This window comes from Parolsenella catena, from assembly GCF_003966955.1.
GTDB classification, from domain to species: domain Bacteria; phylum Actinomycetota; class Coriobacteriia; order Coriobacteriales; family Atopobiaceae; genus Parolsenella; species Parolsenella catena.
In genome coordinates this window covers 237,874-259,074 of record NZ_AP019367.1, presented here as the reverse complement: position 1 = coordinate 259,074, position 21,201 = coordinate 237,874, and the positions used below count along the sequence as shown (strand labels likewise).

The window sequence follows — 21,201 nt, the reverse complement described above, 5'->3', positions numbered from 1 at the left end:
GGCGAGGGGAAGCGCCCCCCATCCCTACGTGCGGTACTCGCCGTTGATCTTGACGTACTCGTGCGTGAGGTCACAGGTCCAGACGGTGGTCTCGCACGCGCCGGCGCCGAGGTCCGCCCAGATCGTGATCTCGGGCTCCTCGAAGCGCCGCAGGGCCTCGTCCTCGTCGAAGGCCACAGTGAGGCCGTCGCGGCAGACGGGCATGCCCATGATGTCGATGTCGACGTCGCGCTGGTCGAACGCAACGCCGCACTTCCCAAGTGCCATGGCGATGCGGCCCCAGTTGCAGTCGTGGCCGTAGATGGCGGTCTTGACGAGCGGCGAGTTCGCGATGGCGCGGGCTGCCGTGTCGGCATCCTCGTCTGTGGCGGCGCCGGCAACCGTGACGGTCACGAGCTTGGAGGCGCCCTCGCCGTCGGCCGCGATCTCCCTGGCGAGGTGCTGGCACACGGCGTTCACGGCGCAGGCGAGCTCTGCCGCCTCGGGCGTGCCCGGCTCGATGGGCGCGGCGTCGGCCGCGGCCTTGCCCGTGGCGATCGCGATGCAGGTGTCGTTCGTGGAGGTGTCGGAGTCAACCGTCACCTTGTTGAACGTCTTCTTGACCACGCCGAGCAGCACCTCGTGCAGCGCCGCGGCGCTCACGGGGGCGTTCGTGGAGATGATGGCGATCATCGTGGCCATGTTGGGCATGATCATGCCCGAGCCCTTGCACATGCCGCCCACCGTGACGGTGCTGCCCGCGAGCGAGCCGCCCGCCTCGTAGGAGACGGCGTACTCCTTGGGGTGCGTGTCGGTGGTCATGATGGCACGCGCGGCGTCATGGCCGCCGGAGAGGCGCAGGCTCTCGTCGGTTGCCTGGGCGCAGATCTTGTCGTGAAGGGCCGGCACGCCCGTCTCGAACGGCGCGACGTCGAGCAGCTGGCCGATGACGCCCGTCGAGGCCACGAGCACCTGCTCGGGCTCGCAGCCGATCGTCTTGGCCACCAGAGCGCACGTGGTCTCCGCGCACTCGAGGCCCTCCTCGCCCGTGGCGGCGTTGGCGTTGCCCGAGTTGATGCAGACGGCGCGGACGGGTGCGCTTCCACCCTTGCCAAGGTGGGCGCGCGAGACGGTCACGGGCGCGGCGCAGAACTTGTTCGTGGTGAAGGCGCCCGCGGCAACGGCGCACTCGTCAACCTCGACGAGCGCGAGGTCGAAGCGCTGCGGGTCCCTGCGAAAACCGGCGTGGATGCCGCCGGCGTGGATGCCCGCGGGGCTTGCGACGCCGCCATCGGCGATGACGCTCAGCTTGGGCGCGATTGTCTGTTCCATGGTGCTCCTCGAAGATCTTGAGGTTGATGGGTGACGCTGCGGTTCTCCGGCACGCGCGCTAGACGGGCATGCCCACGTTGGAGAGGCCGGTCTTCTCGTCCAGGCCAAACACGAGGTTCGCGCACTGGACGCCCTGACCCGCCGCGCCCTTGCACAGGTTGTCGATGGCGCCAATGACCACGAGCGTGTGCGTGCGCTCGTTCTTGGCCAGGCCCACCTGGCACACGTTCGTGCCCACGACGCTCGCCGTGCGGGGAAGCTTGCCGGCCGGCAGCACCTGCACGAAAGGACGGCCGTCATACAGGGCGTGATAGCACTCGAGCATGTCCTCGACGCTCATGTCCGCCGCCTCGTCGGTGAGCTGCAGATAGACGGTCGAGAGCAGGCCGCGCTTCTGCGGCACGAGGTGCGGCGTGAACACGACCTCGCCCGGCTTGCCGAGAATCTGCTCGATCTCCGGCGTGTGGCGGTGCCTGCCCACGTTGTAGGCCTGCACGTCCTCGTCGGCGTTGCAGAAGTGCGTCTTGGCACTGCAGCCCTTGCCCGCGCCCGTGACGCCGCTTTTGGCGTCGACGATGACGAGGCCCTGCGTCCAGCCGGCACGGACGGCGGGCGCGGAGGCAAGAGAGGTGGCCGTGGGATAGCAGCCGGCACAGGCGACGAGCGCGGGCTTGCCGACCTCGTGCAGCGCGTGGGCGCGCTCGATGTCCTCGCCAAAGAGCTCAGGAAGGCCGAACGAGCGCGTGGCGAGCAGCTCGGGCGAGGTGTGGGTGGCACCGTACCACTGCTCGTAGACGTCCTTGTCAGACAGGCGGTAGTCGGCGGAGAGGTCCACGACCGTCACGCCGGCGTCGAGCAGCGCCGGCACCTGCGACATGGCCGCGGTGTGCGGCACGGCAAGGAACATAAGGTCGCACTCACGCACGGCCGGGTCGTCGTGCGTCGTGAACGCGAGGTCCGACGCGCCGGCAAACGCGGGGTAGGCGTCGGCGAGCGCCGTGCCCGCGTCGGCGTTGGACGTGATGACAGTCAGGTCGAACTCGGGGTGTTGCAGAAGCAGCCTCACGAGCTCGGCTCCCGCGTAGCCCGCGGCACCAATGACACCAACCTTGTACGACATGCGAAGCTCCTCACGCGTCATTCAAGCCCGGCAGCCGCCGGGCGCATATGCCAGGCGCGTCCACCCAAGGCGGGCGCAATATCGTCTGATTATAGACGCGTCTCATCTCGCTGTCGATTACGTTTACGTAAATATGAATACTTGACCACTATCCATGCATTTTCATGCATACGTATTCAGTTCGAGGCAAGAAAAAAGCCCCGCATGGAAGCGGGGCGGCGTGTCTAGCGATTCGCCTTGAGCGTGGCGAACAGCTTCGTGTTGTGACGCTTCACGAAGGAGATGAACCTGCCCTCCGCAAGGGCGAGGCCCGCATCCCTGCGCCTCACGGGCATGAGCATGAGCTTCATCATCCTCGAGCGCGGCTGGGCAATGGAGACCGCGAGCTGGGCGCGCTCGCTGCCGATCATCTGCTCCACCTGCTCGCGCTTCTCGGCGTCCGTGAGCTTGCAGCTGGGATTGCACACGTTCTCGATGCACCCCACGAGGCGCTCGGCATAGCGGCGCTGCACCATCTCCACGCTCGCCGGATCGCCGGACAGCCCCCAGTGCTCGTAGAGGTCGAGCATCCAGCCGTGCTCCTCCTCGCGCTTCTCGTACATGTTCGGGCGCCAGCGGGCCGTCTCGCTCTCCGCGCGCAGGCGGATGAAGTGGTAGTAGGCGCGCTCGGTCACGGCAACGCGCTCGATGTCGCGGATGACGTCGAGCACGAAGGGGAAGTCGTCCCAGAACGTGGGCTTGAAGCGGGCGTGGATGCGCTCGAGGTAGGAGCGGCGGAACAGCTTGTTCCACGGCGTGTAGAGCAGGTTGGTGTCGAACAGGCGCCACGCGCCGCTGCGGAACTCCTGCTGGCTCGCATAGCGGCAGGTGGGCTGGCTCTTGAGCTCGGTGGTGTGCTGGTCGGCGCTGCCGTAATAGGTCTCGATGTAGAAGCCGGCGATCACGAGGTCGAGGTCATCGGCCTCGGCAATCTCGACGAGGTCGGCGAGCATCGTGGGCTCCACCCAGTCATCGCCGTCCACGAAGTGCACGAACTCGCCACGGGCGCGGTCGAGGGCAACGTTGCGCGCGGCGGCAGCACCCTGGTTCTCGGTGTGGATGACGTCGATGCGGATGTCGCGCTCGGCCATGCGGTCGGCCACCTGGCCGGTGCGGTCAGTGGAGCCATCATCGACGACGATGAGCTCGAAGTTGCGCATCGTCTGGTTCTGGAGGCTCTCGATGGCGCGCCCAATGAAGCGATCCACGTTGTAGGCCGGTATGATGACCGAGACCTTGGGGACCCTCTTCTCCATGTGTGCCATCAAGTCTTCTTTCACGCAGCGATGCAGACGGTGGGCGGCGTTGGCCCACACGAGAGACTACCATCGGGCAGACGCGCCCGGCGCTAGGCTGGCTTACGTCCAGTTAATCTGCGCATTTGTGCAACGGCCAACTCCCTAGGCGAGCACGCCAACCAGGCGCGCGAGGCCCGCGGCGTCCAGCAAGTAGTCCTCGGTGACGGGCGCATCAACGATGTCAGACGAGCCCACGCCAAGCGACACGGCACGCTGGGCGATGTCGAGCAGCCCCGTGGCGTCCAGGTCACTGCTCACGATTCCACCCACCAGCCTGGTCGCGTTGCTCTTGAGCGCCGAGCTCCCCTGCTGCGCCGTGTCGAGAAACGCGTTCCAGCCGTCCTGCGTCATGGTGATGGCATGGCTCACGGGAACGGCCGCGGCCGAGGCAAGCGACTCGGCAAGCCCCCTGAGGCCACCTGCGGCATAGGTGTCCGCAACTGACGTCAACCCGTCCGCGGAGGTGAGCAGCGCGTCCCGTGGCAGGAAGATGAGCTTGGCACTCCCCTGCGTGGAGTCAATGGCGGCGAGGAACGTCGCGCCGCAGCTTGACGAATCCGAGCCGTCGAGCACGACGAACAGCACGGTCTCCACCTCGTCCCCCGTCACGGTGGCCCCAGAGGCCTCGGCGAGCGCCTGGGCGTCCCCCAGAGACGAGGATGCCGAGGAGAGCGCCTGCCCAACATCCGAGCTGCCCAAGGCCGAGTTGGCGTTCGCAAGCCGCCACAGGCCCATGACGAGGCCCACGAGCGCAACCGCCACGGCGAGCAGGACGATGACGGCCACCTTGTTGCGGTTCGGGCTGTCCTTGGGAACGTCTGGCCTCTCGTACATAGCGACCTCCCTGGCCTCCGAGCAGCGCCCCCTACTCCCAGGGCACAAGCAATTCCTGCGGATAGTCTACCCCCACGAACGTGAGGCCCTTCGCGGGCGCGCAGGGGCCGGCCGCCTTGCGGTCGCACGCCGCCAGGGCATCTGCCACCCACGCGGCCCCCCTGTGGCCTCGACCGACCTCCACAAGCGTGCCGGCCATGGTGCGGACCATCGAGTGCAGGAAGGCGTTGCCCACCACGTCGATGCAGACCACACGCTCCCCGCACTCCCACTCCTCGCTGACGTCGCAGCGCATGACGCAGCGGTGCGTGGGCTTGCCCTCGGCAGAGGTGGCCTTGCAGAAGCTCTTGAAGTCATGCTCGCCCACGAGCAGCTGGGCGGCATCGTGCATGGCGGCAGCGTCGAGCTCTCCTCGCAGCCACCAGGCGTGGTCCCATGCGAGCACGGGACGAGCCTCACCGGCCACGATGCGATATCGATAGCTCCTGGAGCGGGCGTCAAAGCGCGCCGAGAAGCCCTTGGGAGCCCGGTAGAGGGCGGCAGGCGAGATGTCGTCCGGCAGCAGGGCGGAGAGGCCGTGCATGAGGCGCCTCGCCGGCATGGCGAGCTCGGAAGCCGTCACCGGCACGCTCACGTACTGGGCGATGGCGTGCACGCCGGCGTCCGTGCGGCCCGCGCACGCGAGGCCTACCTCGCGGCGCAGCAGCGTCTCGAGGGAGCGCGTCACCTCGCCCGCCACCGTGCGGCGACCAGGCTGCGCGGCAAACCCGCAGAAGTCAGCGCCACGATAGCCGAGCTTGAGCACGAGCGTGGCGTCGAGGGTCGCAGGGTCTGTGGCGCGTTCCTCGATCGAGGGACGCTCGGGCGGTCGATGTTCGATGGTGTGCTGCATCCGTACTCCTTGCTGCCATGTGCTCACCTCAGGGTAGCAGGTATCGCCCGGTGACAGACTGACCCCGTCCTCGCGTGCCAACGTGACAGCCAGGGACGGGGGCAGACTGTCACCGCTTACCAATACCGACATACAAAAGGAGGGCCCGGAAATCCGGACCCTCCTTTGCTTTGCGAGCGTTCGCTTGGACGAAGCAGGTCTACTCGGCCTTCTCCTCGGCGGGCTGCTCCTCGGCGGGAGCCTCCTCGACCTTGGTGACCTTCGTGGCCTCGGCCTTGGGGGCCTTGGCGGCGACGGGCTCGGTCACGATCTCGATGATGGCGACCTCGGCGTTGTCACCCTTGCGGGGACCAAGCTTCATGATGCGGGTGTAGCCACCATTGCGGCCCTCCCACATGCCCTGCGCGGCCTTCTCGAAGACCTCGCGGACGAGCTCCTTGTCACCAAGCTTGGCGATGGCGAGACGACGGGAGTGCAGGTCGCCCCTCTTAGCCCAGGTGACGATGCGGTCCACGTCGCCACGGATGGCCTTGGCGCGCGGAAGGGTCGTCTTGATGCGGTCGTTGGCGAACAGCGCCTGGCACAGGCTCTTCTTCATAGCCTTGGTGTGGCTGGCGTCGGTGCCAAGCTTCATCCCGCTCTTCTTGTAGTGCCTCATAGTCAGTTACTCCTATGTGATGTAGCGGCGCTTAAGCCTTGAAGCTCAGGCCCATCGACTCAAGCTTGTCCTTGACTTCCTCGATGGACTTGACGCCGAAGTTGCGGATGTTGAGCAGGTCGTTCTCGGAGAACTCGACGAGCTGACGGACGGAGTGGATGCCGGCGCGCTTCAGGCAATTGTAGGAGCGCACAGACAGGTCCAGGTCCTCGATCTGCTTGTCGAGCTCGGTGTTGTCGTCGGTCTGGCCAGCGGCGAAGATCGACGGCTCCTCGGCCTGCTCGCCCTCATCGGCCAGGGACATGAACGCGGTCATGTGCTGGTTGATGATGTTCGCGGCCTCGACGACGGCCTCACGCGGAGACACACCACCGTTGGTCTCGACCTCAAGGACGAGCTTGTCATAGTCGGTGTGCTGGCCCACGCGGCAGGGCTCAACGGCCTTGGCGCAGCGGCGCACGGGCGAGAAGAGCGAGTCCACGTGAATGAGGCCAATCGGGTCGTCATCGTGCTCGTTGTCCTCGCCAGAGACATAGCCACGCCCGATGCCGATGCGCATCGACATCGTGAGGTGGGCGCCCTCGGCGAGGGTGCAGATCACGTGCTCGGGATTGACGAGGTTAAACTCGGAGGGGATGTCAAAGTCCCCGCCAGTCACCGTGGCCGGGCCATCGATGGAGATGGTGGCCGTGGCCTCGTCACCGACGCCAAGGCTCTTGAACGCAAGGCCCTTGACGTTCAGGACGATGTCGGTGACGTCCTCATAGACGCCCTCGACCGTCGTGAACTCGTGCTGCACGCCGTCGATCTGGATGGCCTCCACAGCGGCGCCCTCGAGAGAGGAGAGCAGCACGCGGCGGAGCGAGTTGCCAAGCGTGTCACCATAGCCGTGCTCAAGCGGCTCGGCAATGACGCGGGCAACGTTCTCGCTGACCTCTTCTACCGTCACGTTGGGACGGATGAAATCGGACATAGAAACCTCCAACCGGTCTCTACTACTTGGAGTAGAGCTCGACGATGAGCTGGGCGTCGATGTCAAGGTCGATCTGGTCACGCGTGGGGAGCTGCAGGACGGTGCCCTGGAGCTTCTCGATGTCGACCTCGAGCCACGCCGGCACGGCCATGTGCTCGGAGGAAATCAGGGCCTCCTTGATGGGAAGCAGGTCCTTGTACTTGGGGGCGACAGCCACGACGTCGCCGGCCTTCACGCGGTAGGAGGGGATGTCCACGCGCTTGCCGTTCACGGTGATGTGGCCGTGACGGACGGTCTGGCGGGCCTCCTTGCGGGTGCGGGCGAAGCCAAGGCGGAACACCACGTTGTCGAGGCGGCTCTCGAGGATGGTGAGCAGGTTGTCACCGGTGATGCCCTCGATCTTCAGAGCCTTCTCGTAGTACATGTGGAACTGCTTCTCGAGCACGCCGTAGATGAACTTGGCCTTCTGCTTCTCGCGAAGCTGACGGCCGTACTCGCTCTCCTGGCGACGCTGACGCTTGGGCTGACGGTTCGACTTCTTGTTGATGCCCATGACGATCGGGTCAATGTCGAGCTGACGGCACCTCTTAAGGACAGGAGTCCTATCCACTGCCATAGTTAGATTCCTTCCTTACCTACACGCGGCGACGCTTGCACGGACGGCAACCGTTGTGCGCGATGGGGGTCTTGTCCTGGATGCTCGAAACCTCGAGGCCAGCGGCCTGGAGGGAGCGGATGGCCGTCTCGCGGCCCGAGCCCGGGCCCTTGACGAAGACGGACACCTTGTGGACGCCGTGCTCCATGGCCTCCTTGGCGCACGCCTCGGCAGCCATCTGGGCTGCGAACGGCGTGGACTTGCGGGAGCCCTTGAAGCCGACCATACCGGCGGAGCGCCAGGAGATCACGTTGCCCTGGGGGTCGGTGATCGAGATGATCGTGTTGTTGAAGGTGCTCTTGATGTGAGCCTGACCGACAGAGATGTTCTTGCGGTCGGCACGCTTGATGCGCCCGCGAGCCTGGGCGCCCTTCTTAGCAGTAGCCATTAGTCAGTCTCCCCTACTTCTTCTTCTTGCCGCCGACCTGACGCTTCTTGCCCTTGCGGGTGCGAGCGTTGGTGTGCGTGCGCTGACCGCGGACGGGGAGGCCCTTGCGGTGACGGAGGCCACGGTAGCAGCCGATCTCCATCAGGCGGGCAATGTTCTGACGCTGCTCACGACGGAGGTCGCCCTCGACCGTGAAGTTAGCATCAATGTAATCACGCATCTTGGCGACCTCATCCTCGGTGAGATCGCGCACGTGGGTGCTGGGATCAACGCCGGTCTCGGCGCAGATCTTGGAAGCGGCGGTACGGCCAATGCCGTAGATGTAGGTAAGTCCGATCTCAACGCGCTTCTCACGCGGGAGGTCGACGCCGTTAATACGGGCCAACTTGTGCTCCTCTCCTAGCCCTGACGCTGCTTGTGGCGCGGGTTCTCGCAGATCACGTACACCTTACCGTGGCGACGGATGATCTTGCACTTGTCGCACATCTTCTTGACCGAAGGACGTACTTTCATCGTTCTTCCTCTCGGTGTGTCTTGCTTTCCTATATATACGCCCAGCCGCTGGCGAGAATATCCAAGGCTGTGTGCCCGCGATGCGGGCGGTTTCCCTCTCGGGAGGCCGAGTCCCTACTTGTAGCGGTAGGTGATGCGGCCACGCTGCAGGTCATACGGGGAGATCTCCACGTCAACCTTGTCGCCGGGAAGGATGCGGATGTAGTTCATCCTGATCTTTCCCGAGATGGTGCAGAGAATGGTGTGCCCATTCTCAAGCTCAACGTTGAACATCGCGTTGGGCAGCGGCTCGAGCACCTTGCCCTCAAGCTGGATTGCATCCTGTTTGCTCACTGCGTGCTACCTTCTCCTCGATACATGACACAGCGACTGAACATCATATCGAAAAACCCGCGCCACGTCCACGTAGCGCGGGTTCTCCACAACTCATACGACAACGGGCCTAGGCCTGCTCGGCAGTACCGCCCGCCATTGCGCACCACGGGCCGTCCTGGTCCTGGGTGAGGATGACGGGACCATCCTCCGTGATGGCAATCGTGTTCTCGTAGTGGGCCGCGGCACCCCCATCATTGGTGACGACGGTCCAGCGGTTGGGCATGACGTGGCTCTCGTACCCGCCCAGGCAGATCATCGGCTCGATGGCGATGACCATGCCCGCCTGGAGGCGAACGCCACGGCCCTTCTTGCCGTAGTTGGCAACGTTGGGCTCCTCGTGCATGGCCCGTCCAACCCCATGGCCAACGTAGTCGCGCACGACGCTGTAGCCGTTTGCCTCCGCAAGGCTCTGCACCGCATGGCCGATGTCGCCGATGCGGTTGCCGGGCACGGCGGCCTCGATGCCGGCCTTAAGGCAATCACGCGTGACCTCGCACAGGCCCTTGTCGGCCACGCTTGGCGTTCCGCAGAAGAACGTCCATGCGTTGTCGCCAACCCAGCCGTTCACCACCGCTCCCGTGTCAATGGAAACGATGTCGCCCTCCTGCAGGACGCGAGAGGAGCTCGGGATGCCATGGACGATCTCGCTGTTGACAGAGCAGCAGATGCTCGCAGGAAAACCACCATAGCCCTTGAATGCGGGCGTTCCGCCATGCATGCGAATGATGCTCTCGGCAACACGATCGAGCTCAAGAGTATCGACGCCGGGTCGAATCATCGCGCCGACACGACGAAGCGCGAGCTTGGACAGGGCGCCCGCCGGCTTCATCTGCTCAATCTCTGCTGGGGTCTTGATGATGATCATAGACCGAGGAGCTCCTTGACGTCGGCGTAGACCTCGTCAACCGGACGATCGCCGTCAACGGACTTGAGCAGCTCCTTGCCGCGGTAGTACTCGACGAGCGGGGCCGTCTGGTTCTCGTAGACGTCGAGGCGCTTCTGGATGGTCTCGGGCTTGTCGTCGTCGCGCTGGTACATCTCGCCACCGCAGGAGGGGCAGCTGTCCACACCAGCGGGAGCCGTGTAGCCGCACTCCTTGCAGGTGCGACGCGAGGAGAGGCGCTTCACGATGACGTCGGGCTTGACGTCGACGAGCAGCGCGGCGTCGAGGCTACGGCCCATCTCGGCCAGGGCAGAGTCAAGGGTCACGGCCTGGGCCGTGTTGCGCGGGAAGCCGTCGAGAATGAAGCCCTTCTGGGCGTCATCGGCGTCAAGGCGCTCGGTCACGAGGTCGACGACGAGCTTGTCGGGGACGAGCTGGCCGTTGTCCATGTAGGACTTGGCCTTGACGCCGAGCTTGGTGCCGGCCTTGACGGCGGCGCGGAGCAGGTCGCCCGTGGAGATGTGCGCAACGCCGAACTCCTCGACGAGCTTCTGGGCCTGCGTGCCCTTGCCGGCGCCGGGCGCCCCGAGCAGAACGATGTTCATGAGGACCTTCTTTCTGCGCTTTCGCGCACTAGGATCAAAACAGAGCTATCGCTAGACTACCGCAAAACAAACGGGGCCGTCGCCCGAAGGCAACGGCCCCGCAAAGCTTAGACGCAAACGAAGCTACTTGATCAGAAGGTTCTCGTAGTTCGTGGTCTTAAGCTGGCTCTCAATCTGAGAGATGGTGTCGAGCGCAACGCCAACCATAATGAGGATCGAGGTACCGCCAAACGCCTGCACAAGCGAGTTGCCCGTGAGCGTGAAGACGACGGAGGGCACAACGGCAACCACGGCAACGAAGATGGCACCAGGAAGCGTGAGGTGGTTCAGCACGTTCTTGATGTAAGCGGCCGTGGCAGAGCCCGGACGAACGCCGGGGATGAAACCACCCTGCTTGCGAAGGGTGTCTGCCGTCTCATCGGGGTTGAACACCATGGAGGTGTAGAAGTACGCAAAGCCCACGATCAGCAGCACCGAGAGAATCCAGTTAAGCCAACCAGAGCTCACGGCGTTCGCAAAGGTGTTGATCCAGCCAACACCCGGGAAGAACACCGCGATCTGCGCAGGCAGGTACAGGATGGCGCTTGCGAAGATGATGGGAATGACGCCAGCCGTGTTGACCTTGATCGGAAGGTACGTGGACTGGCCGCCCAGAATCTTGCGACCAACGACTCGCTTGGCGTACTGCACGGGAATGCGACGCTGACCGCGCTCGATGAACACGATGAACGGCACGACGGCAACGATCACCAAGACAATGAGCACCGTGAGCAGAGCACCGTTCTCGGAGGTGCGCAGCGACTGGATGATGGAGGTCGGCAGGCCAGAGATGATGTTGGCGAAGATGATGAGGCTCATCCCGTTGCCAACACCACGCTGGGTGATGACCTCGCCCATCCACATGATGAGGATGGCGCCAGCCAGCATGGACACGACCACGACCGTGTTCATGAGCCACTCGGGCATGCCAGCCTGAGAGAAGTCAATGCCAAAGCTGGAGCTCTTGAAGAGGAAGAGATAGCCAACGGCATTGAGAAGCGCGAGACCAACCGTGACGTAGCGCGTGTACTGGGTGATCTTGCGCTGGCCGCTCTCGCCCTCGCGGGCGAGAGAGCCAAGGCTCGGAACAACGGCCTGAAGCATCTGCATGATGATCTGGGCCGTAATGTAGGGCATGATGCCCAGGCAGAACACCGAAACGCGTGAAAGCGCGCCGCCGCTGAACAGGTTCAGCACGGCAATTGCACTGTTCGCGCTGGAGCTCGACTGATATGCCGAAAGCATCCCCGAGAAGGGGATGCCCGGCACGGGCACGTATGCCCCGATCCTGTAGAGGACGAGGATACCGACCGTCAGCAGGATCTTATTGCGAAGCTCCTTGACGCGAAAGGCATTGAGAATGCCATTTAGCACGGGAGCTCTACCTTTCCGCCGGCCGCCTCAATCTTGGCCTGGGCGGCAGGAGAGACCTTGTCAACCTTGACGGTGAGCTTCTTGGTGAGCTCGCCATCGCCGAGGACCTTGACGAGCACGTAGTCGCGCTTGATGATGCCAGCGGCGACGAGGCTCTGCGTGTCGACGACGTCGCCGTCGTTGAACTTGGCCTCGAGGCGCGAGACGTTCACGGGAGCGTACTCGACGCGGTTGCGGTTCTTGAAGCCCGGGAGCTTCGGGAGACGCATCGCGAGCGGCTGCTGGCCGCCCTCGAAGCCGGCGCCCTTGCCGCCACCGGAGCGGGAGAGCTGGCCCTTGGTGCCGCGGCCGGCAGTGGTGCCGTGGCCGGAGGCGTTACCGCGACCAATGCGCTTACGGGCCTTCTTGGCGCCCTTGTTCGGACGCAGATCGTTGAGCTGCATAGGTGTGACTCCTAGTTCTCTTCAACGGTGACGAGGTGCTTGACCTTGAAGATCATCCCGCGGACGCTCTCGTTGTCGGGAAGCACGTGCGTGTCGTTGATCTTGCGGAGGCCGAGGGCGCGGCAGGTGCGAGTCTGGTCGGCCTTGACGCCGCAGACGGCGCTCTTAACGAGCTTGACGGTGAGGGTCTTCGCCATGACTAGTTCTCCTTCCCGACGAACATCTCGGCGACGGTGAGGCCACGGCGCTCGGCGGTCTCCTCGGGGCTGGAGAGGTCCTTGAGGGCCTCGGCGGCAGCCTTGATGATGTTGAGACCGTTGCTGGAGCCCATGGACTTGGACAGGACGTTCTTGATGCCAGCCAGCTCGAAGAGCGGACGCACGGGGCCGCCGGCGATGACACCGGTACCCTCGATAGCGGGCTTGACGAGGACGCGAGCGGCGCCGAACTCACCCATGACGTCGTGGGGGATGGAACCAGTCTCGGTCAGAGGCACCTTGAACATGTTCTTCTTGGCGTTGTCCGAGGCCTTCTGGATGGCCAGGGGCACCTCGGCGGACTTGCCGGTGCCAAGGCCGACGTTGCCCTTGCCGTCGCCAACGACGACGAGAGCGACGAGGGACATGCGACGGCCGCCCTTGACGGTCTTGGAAACGCGGTGGATGAAGACGACACGCTCCTGGAGCTCGGAGGCGTCGCGCTGCTGCTTCGGGTTACGAGCCATTACAGATACCTCCTAGAACTTCAGACCCGCGGAGCGGGCGCCATCAGCGAGAGCCTGGACACGGCCGTGGTAGATGCGGCCGCCGCGGTCGAACGTCACCGTGGTGACGCCGGCCTTGATGGCGCGCTCGCCGACCATCTTGCCCACGAGCTCGGCGGCCTCCTTGTTGGAGCCCAGCTTGCCCAGAGCGCGGAACTCGGGGTCGAGCGTGGAAGCGGTGCAGATGGTCTTGGCGTCGACGTCGTCGATGACCTGAGCGTAGATGTTGGTGTTCGTGCGGTGCACGGAGAGGCGGGGACGCTCGGCGGTGCCGCAGATCTTGGAGCGAACGCGACGCTCGCGGCGCTTGAGGCCAGCCCTCTTAGCCTTGAACTTGTTCATGAAAATCTCCTTAGTCACGCCGTCACCTAGCAGGGTGGCGGACTTTTATGACTTCCTGGACAGGCCTTACTTGGCAGCCTTGCCGAGCTTCCTGCGGATGTGCTCGCCCATGTAGTGGATGCCCTTGCCCTTGTACGGCTCAGGCGGGCGCTTCATGCGGATCTCGGCGGCAACCTGGCCGACCTGCTCCTTGGAGATGCCCTTCACGTTGATGTGCGTGTTGTCGGGGACCTCGAAGGTGATGTTCTCGGGAGCCTTGTAGATCACGGGGTGCGAGTAGCCGAGCGACAGGTCAAGGTCCTTGCCCTTGAGCGCGACACGGTAGCCGACGCCCGTGAGCTCGAGCTGCTTGACGAAGCCCTCGGAAACACCGAGAACCATGTTGTGGATGAGGGTGCGCGTAAGGCCGTGCTGGGCGTTGGCCTCGCGGGACTCGTCGTTGACGGAGACGAGGATCTCCTCGCCCTCCTCCTTGATCGTCACGAGGTCAGAGAAGGTGCGATCGAGCTCGCCCTTCGGGCCCTTGACGTGGACGTTGGTGCCATTGACTGTCACAGTGACTCCGGCGGGAATCTGGACAGGCTTCTTGCCAATGCGGGACATGGTGTCTCCTTTCCTATCCTGCCGTGAGTTACCAGATGTAGGCGATGACTTCGCCGCCGACGCCGAGCTTGCGGGCGTCGCGGTCGCACATCATGCCCTTGGACGTGGAAATGACGGCGGTGCCGAGGCCACCGAGGACGCGGGGAAGGTCCTCAGCCTTGCTGTAGATGCGCAGGCCCGGCTTGGAGATGCGCTTGATGCCGCGGATGACGCGGGCGTGGCGCGCACCATACTTGAGGGTGACGTGCAGGGTCTTCTGGGGCTTCGTGTCCTCGACGGCATAGCCCTCGATGTAGCCCTCCTCCGCGATGACGCGGGCGACCTCGACGAGCACCTTGCTCGACGGCATGCTGACGACATCCTTGCCGGCGGTGTTGCCGTTGCGGATGCGCGTGAGCATGTCTGCAATGGGATCGGTAACGTTCATTGAGTTTCTCCTTCGGTAGGGATGAGCCTCTTCGTCCGGTTCAGTCTGGCCCTTGGCCAGATCGCCTGGACGGGAGTCTTCCTTCTGCCCACGGAGCTGTTGGTCTCTAGGACCTACCAGCTCGCCTTGCGGACGCCGGGAAGCTCGCCCTTGCTAGCAAGCTCGCGGAAGCACACACGGCACAGGCCGAACTTGCGATACACGCTGTGCGGACGGCCGCAGCGCTGGCAACGGTTCTGGGTGCGCGTCGAGTACTTCGGCTCTCGCTGAGCCTTGACGATCATCGATGTCTTAGCCACAAATCCTCCTTCTGGATGACGGCCACACTTCTTGTGCGGCTATTTCCACGCCGCTTGCGCGGCACGTCGCCGGCACGTGGCCGGCGACGGGATTACCTCATTGGTTACTTGGCGAACGGGAAGCCAAAGCCGTCGAGAAGCGCCTTGCCCTCCTCATTGGTGTTGGCGGTGGTGACGATGGTGATGTCCATGCCACGGGTGCGATCGATCTTGTCGAAATCGATCTCCGGGAAGATGAGCTGCTCGGTGACGCCCATGGAGAAGTTGCCACGGCCGTCGAAGCTCTTGGCGGAGATGCCGCGGAAGTCGCGGATGCGCGGAATGGCAATGCAAATCAGGCGATCGAGGAAGTCCCACATGCGGTCGCCGCGCAGCGTCACCTTGGCGCCGATGGGCTGGCCCTCACGCAGGTGGAACGTAGCGATGGACTTGCGGGCGCGACGGATGGACGGCTGCTGGCCCGTGATGGCACGAAGGTCGGCGATGGCGCCGTCGATGGCCTTGGAGTCAGTGGCGGCCTCGCCGACACCCATGTTCACGACGATCTTCTCGATCTTCGGGACGCACATGGGGTTCGTGTAGCCAAACTGCTCGATGAGCTTGGCGCGGACCTCGTCGTTGTACTTGGTCTTGAAACGGGGAACGTACTTCTCCTCAGCCATGTTCACTCCTTCTGGGGTTTCTCAGCACGGGGTTGGCGCATGCTCGTGTGAGCCCGTTACCCTCGTACCTCCTGCTCGACGGCTAATCGGCAGGAGCCTTCACAGTGCAGCTCATAAGGATATGCCTTTGCATGGGGTTTTACCAGTAGAAATTCAAGAATTCGAACCGAAGGCGAGCTTGCACACGCCCCGCGCACAAATACGGGCGCCACGCAGTCGTGACGCCCGATAATAGCAGCTAAAGATTCTAATGGCACTACTCTTCTATGCTGGGGAAGAACTCTGCCTCGCCAGCGAGCTCCAGAAGCGTGCGCCCGTTGTGGAACGGGAGGTTGATGACCTCGTTGACCGTGGGGACGAGGTCAGAGCAATCGGAGAAGTGCCCCTTCTCGTTGAGGTTTGCGCAGTCCTGGATACGCCAGTAGCCATCCGTGTGGGTGACATAGTAGGTATACTCCCCCACCTTGGCGAACACGCGCGTGTTGGAGCGCAGGTACGCGTCGAGCGTGTCCGGCCCAATCTCGACCGTCTCCTCAGCCATCTTTCCCATGAGAGCTCCCTTCGTCTGACCTCCGTGGCTGCGGCAGCCCGCGGAGCGCCTTAACCCTTGGACAGTAGCGTCCCCCACCCGCACACGCTTGCCTATGGTGCTCCCGCGAACGGTGGGATTAATCGCGGAGCGGCTGTGCGTCCCCTTCCCTACATACAAGAGTGGCCCCGGACGGGAAGGGGGGGGGATACGTCCAGGGCCGAGTATGAGGAAGTGTCGCTATCGGGTGTAGACCGTGCGGCCCCCCACGATCGTCCGAGCCACCTCGTAGTCCTCGTCGAGCAGCACGAGGTCTGCCAGTGCGCCCTCGTCGATGTGGCCGCGATCGGCCCATCCAAAGAGTGCCGCGGGGTTTGCGGAGTTGGCCTTCGAGGCCTCCTCAACCGGTGCCCCGGTAAACTTCATGAGGTTGCGCAGGGCCTGGGCCTGCGTGAGCGTGGAACCCGCGCGCACGCCGTTGGAGGCAAGCTTGGCATCCCCGTCCTCGACCACGACGTCGTTCACGCCAAGCTTGTAGTGGCCGTCGGGAAGACCCGCCGCCATGATCGAGTCCGTGATGGCCAGGACGCGATCCCAGCCCTTGGCCTTGGCGTAGAGGCGAACAGTGCCCGGGTGGAGGTGCCTGCCGTCTGCGATGGTCTCGCAATACAGGTCGGTCTCGAGCGCAACGCCAAAGATCGCGGGATCGTGCTGGTGGAAGAGGCGCATCGCGTTACCCACGTGCGTGGCGGCCTTGGCCCCGGCCTCCACACAGCGCATGGACAGGTCATAGCCCGCCCCGCTGTGCCCGATGGCCGCCGTGATGCCCATCTTGGCAAGCTCGGGGATGAGATCGGGGACCCCAGGCACCTCGGGCGCCAGCGTGGTGTACAGCACATGCCCACCGGCAGCCTCCTGGTAGCGTGCAAACAGGTCTGGCGAGGCCTCATGCATGAGCAGATGCTCAGGCATGGCACCCTTGTACTCGCTCGACAGGCAGGGACCCTCGAGGTGGATGCCCAGCAGGGCGGCACCGTCGTACGGACCCCCCTCGATGACCTGTCTCGCCTGCTCGATGCACCACAGCGTCTGCTCGGGCGTGTCCGTGAGAATCGAGCACAGCCAGCCGGTGACGCCCTGTGACGCAAAGAAGCGCCCGATCTTCCTGAGCCCCTCGACGTCCGCGGCGTTCACGTCGACGCCGGCGGCGCCGTGGGTGTGCACGTCGATGAAGCCTGGCAGCACCCTGAGCCCCGCCGCATCGATGACGGGCAGGGCGCCCGGGTTGTCATGCGCAGAGGAAAGGCGCACGACGCGGCCGTCCTCGACGGTGATGTCGAGACGGGCCAGCCTGCCCCGCGTGAGGACGTCTGCACCCGTTATGTAGCACGCGTTTTCCACCAGCGTCACTCCCTAGTAGGCCCTCTCGCGGGCAACGTCGTTCACGTAGATGACCGCATCGGGGTGATTCTGCAGGAGGGTCGCGGGGAACGCCGCCGTGACCTTGCCGTAGGCGGCACGGCGCACGGCACCGCGGTGCCACTCGCGAAAGACCCCGAGGCGCACCTTGCGAGCGCCGAGGATCTCCGCCATGCCAATGGTAACGGCACGGTAAGGCATGTCCTCCAGAGCTCCGCAGAGGTCTGCCGCGCTGTTGGTGGCGCGGGTCTCGGGGCGAATGTCGAGGGCGCGGGTCTCGAGGGCCGCGAACTGCTCGACAGTGAGGTCCTCCTGCGGCTCGTTGAAGGCGAGGTGGCCGGTGATGCCAATGCCGCCATAGGCGACGTCGACACCGCCCAGCGACTCGATGACCTCGGCCACGTGGCCTGGATCCTTGGGGTCGGGGAAGATGCGCTGCTCGGGCGGCATGACCAGTTCGGGGTCGATCTGGCTGTAGACCACTCGGTCCATGAAGCCGCGGAACGAGAGGCCATCGGAGGCGTCGATCCACTCGTCGTCATCGGTGAGGTACTCGTCCATGTTGATGAACCAGCAGTCCTTGAGCGAGAGGCGCTCGTCGTTGACCATCTTCACGAAGTAGGGGTACTGGCCAACGGGACCAACCGGGCAGATGAAGACCGTCTTGGCACCGGCGGCGTTGTGCTCGCGAATCGTACGGACCATGTCCTGGGCCATCTCGAAAAAGACCGCCGGCGAGTCACCGGGGAACTCGAGGCGAATCTTGGCGCCCTGCCCCAACTCCTCCGCCGAGATGTGATAGTAGTCCATGCTTCCTCCTGTTTTCGCACAACGCGACCTCCCCGCGCGGATGGGGGAATCATCCTTCTGCGAGGAGACCGCGTGTCATGGCTCGATTGCGCGAGCCATACCGTACCAGTTAGCTACTTGATGGTCTCATAGAGCTTGTCGCCGGCGGTGATGACGTCCTCGAGGACGTAGTCGGTGACGGGCACCTCGGCCTCGATGCGGCCGTTGTCGATGAAGACCTGCTGCTGGGCCTTGTAGTAGCCCATGATCGTGTCGGTGTGGCCGATGGCATCGACAGAGCCCTGCCAGTCGCCCTCATCCGTGGACTGTAGGAGCGTGTCCTCGGGAAGGCCGAGCTTGTCGGCGAGGAGCTTCGCGCAGGCGTCGATGTTGGCGGCACGGTAGACCTTGCCCTTGTCGAGGGCGGCAGCGAAGCGCTCGAGGATCTCGGCGTTCTTGTCGGCGTACTCGGGCAGGCAGACGAAGGAGCCGGGGAAGGCGACCTTGTCAGAGTAGTCGGTGTTGTTGCCCAGGACGAGGTAATCGTCGCCAAGCTGCTGCTCGAGCGTGACGGTGTTGGGCGACCACGTGGCGGCGGCGTCGATCTGGCCGGAGATGAGAGCGGTGGTCATGCCGTCGACCTTCATCTCGACGAGGGTGACGTCATCGGTGGTGAGGCCGGCGTCCTTGAGGACGTAGTTGAGGATGACCTCAGAGGACGTGCCGGAGGCAAAGGCGATCGTCTTGTCCTTGAGGTCGGCGGCCTTCTCGATGCCGTGGGACTTGTTGGCCACGACGGAGTCTGCCTTGGAGAGCTGGTCGAAGGCGAAGATCTTGGCCTGGCCCTCGATGCACAGCGCATGGGCACCGTGGCCGATCTGGGCGAGGTCGATGTCGCCGGACTGCATGGCCGCGATCTCGGCGGGGCCGGCATCGAACTGGGAGGGCTCGACGGTGATGCCAACCTCATCGAAGTAGCCCTGGTCGATGGCGGCGTACAGGGTGGCGGCGGAGCCCAGGTTGGGCATGAAGGCGACGCGCAGGGTAACCGGGTCATAGGAGGCCGTGGCGGCAGAGGAGGCAGCCTCGGTCGTGGCGGCGGTGGAGCCAGAGCCGCCGCAGCCAACGAGACCGAGGCCGGCAGCGGCCGCACCGAAACCGCAGATCTTCAGGAACGAGCGACGGGACATCTGGGCGGTATCGAGCTTCTTCATGACAGGTTCCTTTCCCTGTGTGTGGACGAGGACGTCGTCCTCCTCTTCCTTTCGGGGGCGCGGCCCCGATAAAGCCAGACAGACTTGCTTGGGCTCCGAGGCGCCCCGCCTTGCGGCGGCCCTACTTCCTGACCGAGAGGTACTCCTGGTAGACCTGGCTCCAGATGTGGTTCTTGAGCTCGAGGAACCGGGGCGACATCTTGGTCTCCTGCGTACGCGGATAGGGGATGTCGATGTCGACGACCTCCTTGACGCGACCCGGGCGCGCGTACATGATCACGACGCGCTGGGCGAGCACGATGGCCTCCTCGACGTCGTGGGTGATGAAGAAGCAGGTCTTCTGCTCCTTCTCCCACGTCTCGAGCAGCTCGGACTGTAGCTGGGTCCTCGTCTGGGCATCGAGCGCGCCAAAGGGCTCGTCCATGAGCAGGACCTTGGGGTTTACAGCGTAGGCGCGAGCGATGGCAACGCGCTGCTTCATGCCGCCCGAAAGCTCTTTGGGGTAGGACTTCGCGAAGTCCTGGAGCTCGACGAGCTTGATGTACTTGTTGGCGATCTCGTCGCACTCTTCCTTGCTCTTACCCTGGAGCTTGAGGCCGAACTTGACGTTCTCCTCCACCGTGAGCCAAGGGAACAGCGCGTACTGCTGGAAGACGATGCCGCGGTCGGGGCCGGGGCCCTCGACGGGCTTGCCGTCCACGGTGACGCTGCCGCTCGTGGGCTCCTCAAGCCCGCCGATGATGTTGAGCAGCGTCGACTTTCCGCAGCCGGAGGGGCCCACGACGCAGACGAACTCGTTCTCGTGAATGTCAAGGTTCACTCCGTTCAGGGCGGTCATCTCGCCCTTGCGGGTATCGAACTTCTTGACGACGTTGTCGATGTGAACCTTTACTGCTGCACCGTTTCCTGCCATCCCGTGAACCTCCTCTCAAGGTAGCGGACGATCTTCTCGAATAGAATTCCGATGATGCCGAGCAGGATGATGCCGAGCAGGACGACGTCCATCTGGTAGTAGCCGCTTGCCTGCTGAATCATCATGCCGATGCCCTTGTCTCCGCCAACGATCTCCGAGGCCATGAGGGTCGTGAGCGACGTGGACAGGCCAAGGCGCGCGGCGACGAGAATGAACGGGGTGGAGGCGGGGATGGTGACCTTGAAGAAGATGTCGGACTGCTTGGCACCGAGGACCTTCGCCGCCTTGATGAGCGTCGTGTCTACGCCCTTGACGCCCTGGTAGATGGTCACGACCATCACGAGGAACGAAGCGATGAAGATGACCGTGATCTTCGAGGCCTGGCCGATGCCCAAAGCCGCGATGATGAGGAAGACGTAGGCCAGCGGCGGGATGTTCCTGATGAACTGGATCCAGGGCTCAACGACGTGACGGAACGGGTCATACCAGGCCATGAGGAACGCCACCGGGATCGACACCACGAAGGCAAGGCCAAATCCCGTGAGCACGCGGGAGACGGACGCCCAGACGTGGGCCCACAGGATGCCGCTCGCGGCTCGACTCGCGAACGCCTCCCACACCTTGAGGGGCGGCGCGAACACTGCTGGCCACTTGCTAGACGCAAGCAGCCACAAGGCCACTGCCAGCGCCAGGGAGATAAGCGCCCAAGCCCAGCTTGGCACCTTGCTCCAGATTGACTCCTTCTTGTTTTTCAACGACGGCCTCCTTCTCCTCCGGAACGTCGGAAAAGCACTTAAACGAGTAAGTGATTGGAGTTGTACCACAGCCAAGATTTCGGATT

29 protein-coding genes are annotated in these 21,201 nt (G+C 64.1%); all 29 read right to left on the bottom strand.

Features of this window, described 5'->3' with window-relative positions:
* Positions 1-24: 24 nt before the first annotated feature.
* Positions 25-1,311 (bottom strand): bifunctional glutamate N-acetyltransferase/amino-acid acetyltransferase ArgJ, encoded by a 1,287-nt coding sequence (gene argJ / locus Pcatena_RS01245; protein ID WP_126420902.1) that lies wholly within the window; start codon positions 1,309-1,311, stop codon positions 25-27.
* 58 nt (positions 1,312-1,369) lie between these two features.
* Positions 1,370-2,431 carry an N-acetyl-gamma-glutamyl-phosphate reductase gene (gene argC / locus Pcatena_RS01240; protein WP_126420900.1) on the bottom strand — a complete coding sequence of 354 codons (1,062 nt, stop codon included), beginning with the start codon at positions 2,429-2,431 and terminating at the stop codon, positions 1,370-1,372.
* 224 nt (positions 2,432-2,655) lie between these two features.
* Positions 2,656-3,735: a glycosyltransferase family 2 protein gene (locus Pcatena_RS01235; protein ID WP_232619859.1), complete on the bottom strand. Its 1,080-nt coding sequence runs from the start codon at positions 3,733-3,735 to the stop codon at positions 2,656-2,658.
* A gap of 135 nt (positions 3,736-3,870) precedes the next feature.
* Positions 3,871-4,602 (bottom strand): hypothetical protein, encoded by a 732-nt coding sequence (locus Pcatena_RS01230; RefSeq protein WP_172596333.1) that lies wholly within the window; start codon positions 4,600-4,602, stop codon positions 3,871-3,873.
* A 31-nt stretch (positions 4,603-4,633) separates the two neighbouring features.
* Positions 4,634-5,494 (bottom strand): tRNA pseudouridine(38-40) synthase TruA, encoded by an 861-nt coding sequence (gene truA, locus Pcatena_RS01220; RefSeq protein ID WP_126420894.1) that lies wholly within the window; start codon positions 5,492-5,494, stop codon positions 4,634-4,636.
* A 199-nt stretch (positions 5,495-5,693) separates the two neighbouring features.
* Positions 5,694-6,152 (bottom strand): 50S ribosomal protein L17, encoded by a 459-nt coding sequence (rplQ, locus tag Pcatena_RS01215; protein ID WP_126420892.1) that lies wholly within the window; start codon positions 6,150-6,152, stop codon positions 5,694-5,696.
* A 31-nt stretch (positions 6,153-6,183) separates the two neighbouring features.
* A complete protein-coding gene (locus Pcatena_RS01210) occupies positions 6,184-7,125 on the bottom strand; it encodes a DNA-directed RNA polymerase subunit alpha (RefSeq protein ID WP_126420890.1) in 942 nt (313 codons plus the stop codon).
* Positions 7,126-7,147: 22 nt separating this feature from the next.
* Positions 7,148-7,741, bottom strand: coding sequence for a 30S ribosomal protein S4 (gene rpsD, locus Pcatena_RS01205; RefSeq protein ID WP_126420888.1), 594 nt, complete (start codon positions 7,739-7,741; stop codon positions 7,148-7,150).
* Between the two features lie 19 nt (positions 7,742-7,760).
* Positions 7,761-8,168 (bottom strand): 30S ribosomal protein S11, encoded by a 408-nt coding sequence (gene rpsK, locus Pcatena_RS01200; protein WP_073296226.1) that lies wholly within the window; start codon positions 8,166-8,168, stop codon positions 7,761-7,763.
* Between the two features lie 13 nt (positions 8,169-8,181).
* Positions 8,182-8,553, bottom strand: a complete 372-nt coding sequence (gene rpsM / locus Pcatena_RS01195) for a 30S ribosomal protein S13 (protein WP_073296229.1) — start codon at positions 8,551-8,553, stop codon at positions 8,182-8,184.
* 14 nt (positions 8,554-8,567) lie between these two features.
* Positions 8,568-8,681: a 50S ribosomal protein L36 gene (rpmJ, locus tag Pcatena_RS01190; protein ID WP_013252436.1), complete on the bottom strand. Its 114-nt coding sequence runs from the start codon at positions 8,679-8,681 to the stop codon at positions 8,568-8,570.
* 114 nt (positions 8,682-8,795) lie between these two features.
* Positions 8,796-9,014: a translation initiation factor IF-1 gene (gene infA, locus Pcatena_RS01185; RefSeq protein ID WP_073296232.1), complete on the bottom strand. Its 219-nt coding sequence runs from the start codon at positions 9,012-9,014 to the stop codon at positions 8,796-8,798.
* A 109-nt stretch (positions 9,015-9,123) separates the two neighbouring features.
* Positions 9,124-9,921, bottom strand: a complete 798-nt coding sequence (gene map, locus Pcatena_RS01180; protein WP_126420886.1) for a type I methionyl aminopeptidase — start codon at positions 9,919-9,921, stop codon at positions 9,124-9,126.
* Entirely contained in the window at positions 9,918-10,544 is a 627-nt protein-coding gene (locus tag Pcatena_RS01175) for an adenylate kinase (RefSeq protein WP_126420884.1), read from the bottom strand. The genes map and Pcatena_RS01175 overlap by 4 nt, the downstream gene beginning before the upstream one ends.
* A 123-nt stretch (positions 10,545-10,667) precedes the next feature.
* Positions 10,668-11,957, bottom strand: a complete 1,290-nt coding sequence (gene secY, locus Pcatena_RS01170) for a preprotein translocase subunit SecY (protein WP_126420882.1) — start codon at positions 11,955-11,957, stop codon at positions 10,668-10,670.
* Positions 11,951-12,400: a 50S ribosomal protein L15 gene (gene rplO, locus Pcatena_RS01165; RefSeq protein WP_126420880.1), complete on the bottom strand. Its 450-nt coding sequence runs from the start codon at positions 12,398-12,400 to the stop codon at positions 11,951-11,953. The genes secY and rplO overlap by 7 nt, the downstream gene beginning before the upstream one ends.
* 11 nt (positions 12,401-12,411) lie before the next feature.
* Complete coding sequence (gene rpmD / locus Pcatena_RS01160) at positions 12,412-12,597, bottom strand: 50S ribosomal protein L30 (RefSeq protein ID WP_126420878.1); 186 nt, start codon at positions 12,595-12,597, stop codon at positions 12,412-12,414.
* Positions 12,598-12,599: 2 nt separating this feature from the next.
* Positions 12,600-13,124 carry a 30S ribosomal protein S5 gene (gene rpsE / locus Pcatena_RS01155; protein ID WP_126420876.1) on the bottom strand — a complete coding sequence of 175 codons (525 nt, stop codon included), beginning with the start codon at positions 13,122-13,124 and terminating at the stop codon, positions 12,600-12,602.
* 12 nt (positions 13,125-13,136) lie between these two features.
* Positions 13,137-13,505, bottom strand: a complete 369-nt coding sequence (gene rplR / locus Pcatena_RS01150; RefSeq protein WP_126420874.1) for a 50S ribosomal protein L18 — start codon at positions 13,503-13,505, stop codon at positions 13,137-13,139.
* 66 nt (positions 13,506-13,571) lie between these two features.
* Positions 13,572-14,108 carry a 50S ribosomal protein L6 gene (gene rplF / locus Pcatena_RS01145; RefSeq protein WP_126420872.1) on the bottom strand — a complete coding sequence of 179 codons (537 nt, stop codon included), beginning with the start codon at positions 14,106-14,108 and terminating at the stop codon, positions 13,572-13,574.
* Positions 14,109-14,136: 28 nt separating this feature from the next.
* Entirely contained in the window at positions 14,137-14,535 is a 399-nt protein-coding gene (gene rpsH, locus Pcatena_RS01140; protein ID WP_126420870.1) for a 30S ribosomal protein S8, read from the bottom strand.
* 113 nt (positions 14,536-14,648) lie between these two features.
* On the bottom strand, positions 14,649-14,834 hold the full coding sequence (locus Pcatena_RS01135; protein ID WP_073296263.1) for a type Z 30S ribosomal protein S14: 186 nt from the start codon (positions 14,832-14,834) through the stop codon (positions 14,649-14,651).
* Positions 14,835-14,938: 104 nt separating this feature from the next.
* Positions 14,939-15,496 (bottom strand): 50S ribosomal protein L5, encoded by a 558-nt coding sequence (gene rplE / locus Pcatena_RS01130; protein ID WP_126420868.1) that lies wholly within the window; start codon positions 15,494-15,496, stop codon positions 14,939-14,941.
* A 256-nt stretch (positions 15,497-15,752) separates the two neighbouring features.
* Positions 15,753-16,046, bottom strand: a complete 294-nt coding sequence (locus Pcatena_RS01125; protein WP_126420866.1) for a CDP-alcohol phosphatidyltransferase — start codon at positions 16,044-16,046, stop codon at positions 15,753-15,755.
* 219 nt (positions 16,047-16,265) lie between these two features.
* Positions 16,266-17,426: an N-acetylglucosamine-6-phosphate deacetylase gene (gene nagA / locus Pcatena_RS01120; protein WP_126420864.1), complete on the bottom strand. Its 1,161-nt coding sequence runs from the start codon at positions 17,424-17,426 to the stop codon at positions 16,266-16,268.
* Positions 17,427-17,438: 12 nt separating this feature from the next.
* Entirely contained in the window at positions 17,439-18,254 is an 816-nt protein-coding gene (locus Pcatena_RS01115; protein ID WP_126420862.1) for a sugar phosphate isomerase family, read from the bottom strand.
* Between the two features lie 113 nt (positions 18,255-18,367).
* Positions 18,368-19,447 carry an ABC transporter substrate-binding protein gene (locus Pcatena_RS01110; RefSeq protein WP_126420860.1) on the bottom strand — a complete coding sequence of 360 codons (1,080 nt, stop codon included), beginning with the start codon at positions 19,445-19,447 and terminating at the stop codon, positions 18,368-18,370.
* A 121-nt stretch (positions 19,448-19,568) separates the two neighbouring features.
* Entirely contained in the window at positions 19,569-20,360 is a 792-nt protein-coding gene (locus Pcatena_RS01105) for an ABC transporter ATP-binding protein (protein ID WP_126420858.1), read from the bottom strand.
* Complete coding sequence (locus Pcatena_RS01100; protein WP_126420856.1) at positions 20,336-21,115, bottom strand: ABC transporter permease; 780 nt, start codon at positions 21,113-21,115, stop codon at positions 20,336-20,338. The genes Pcatena_RS01105 and Pcatena_RS01100 overlap by 25 nt, the downstream gene beginning before the upstream one ends.
* Positions 21,116-21,201: the final 86 nt, after the last annotated feature.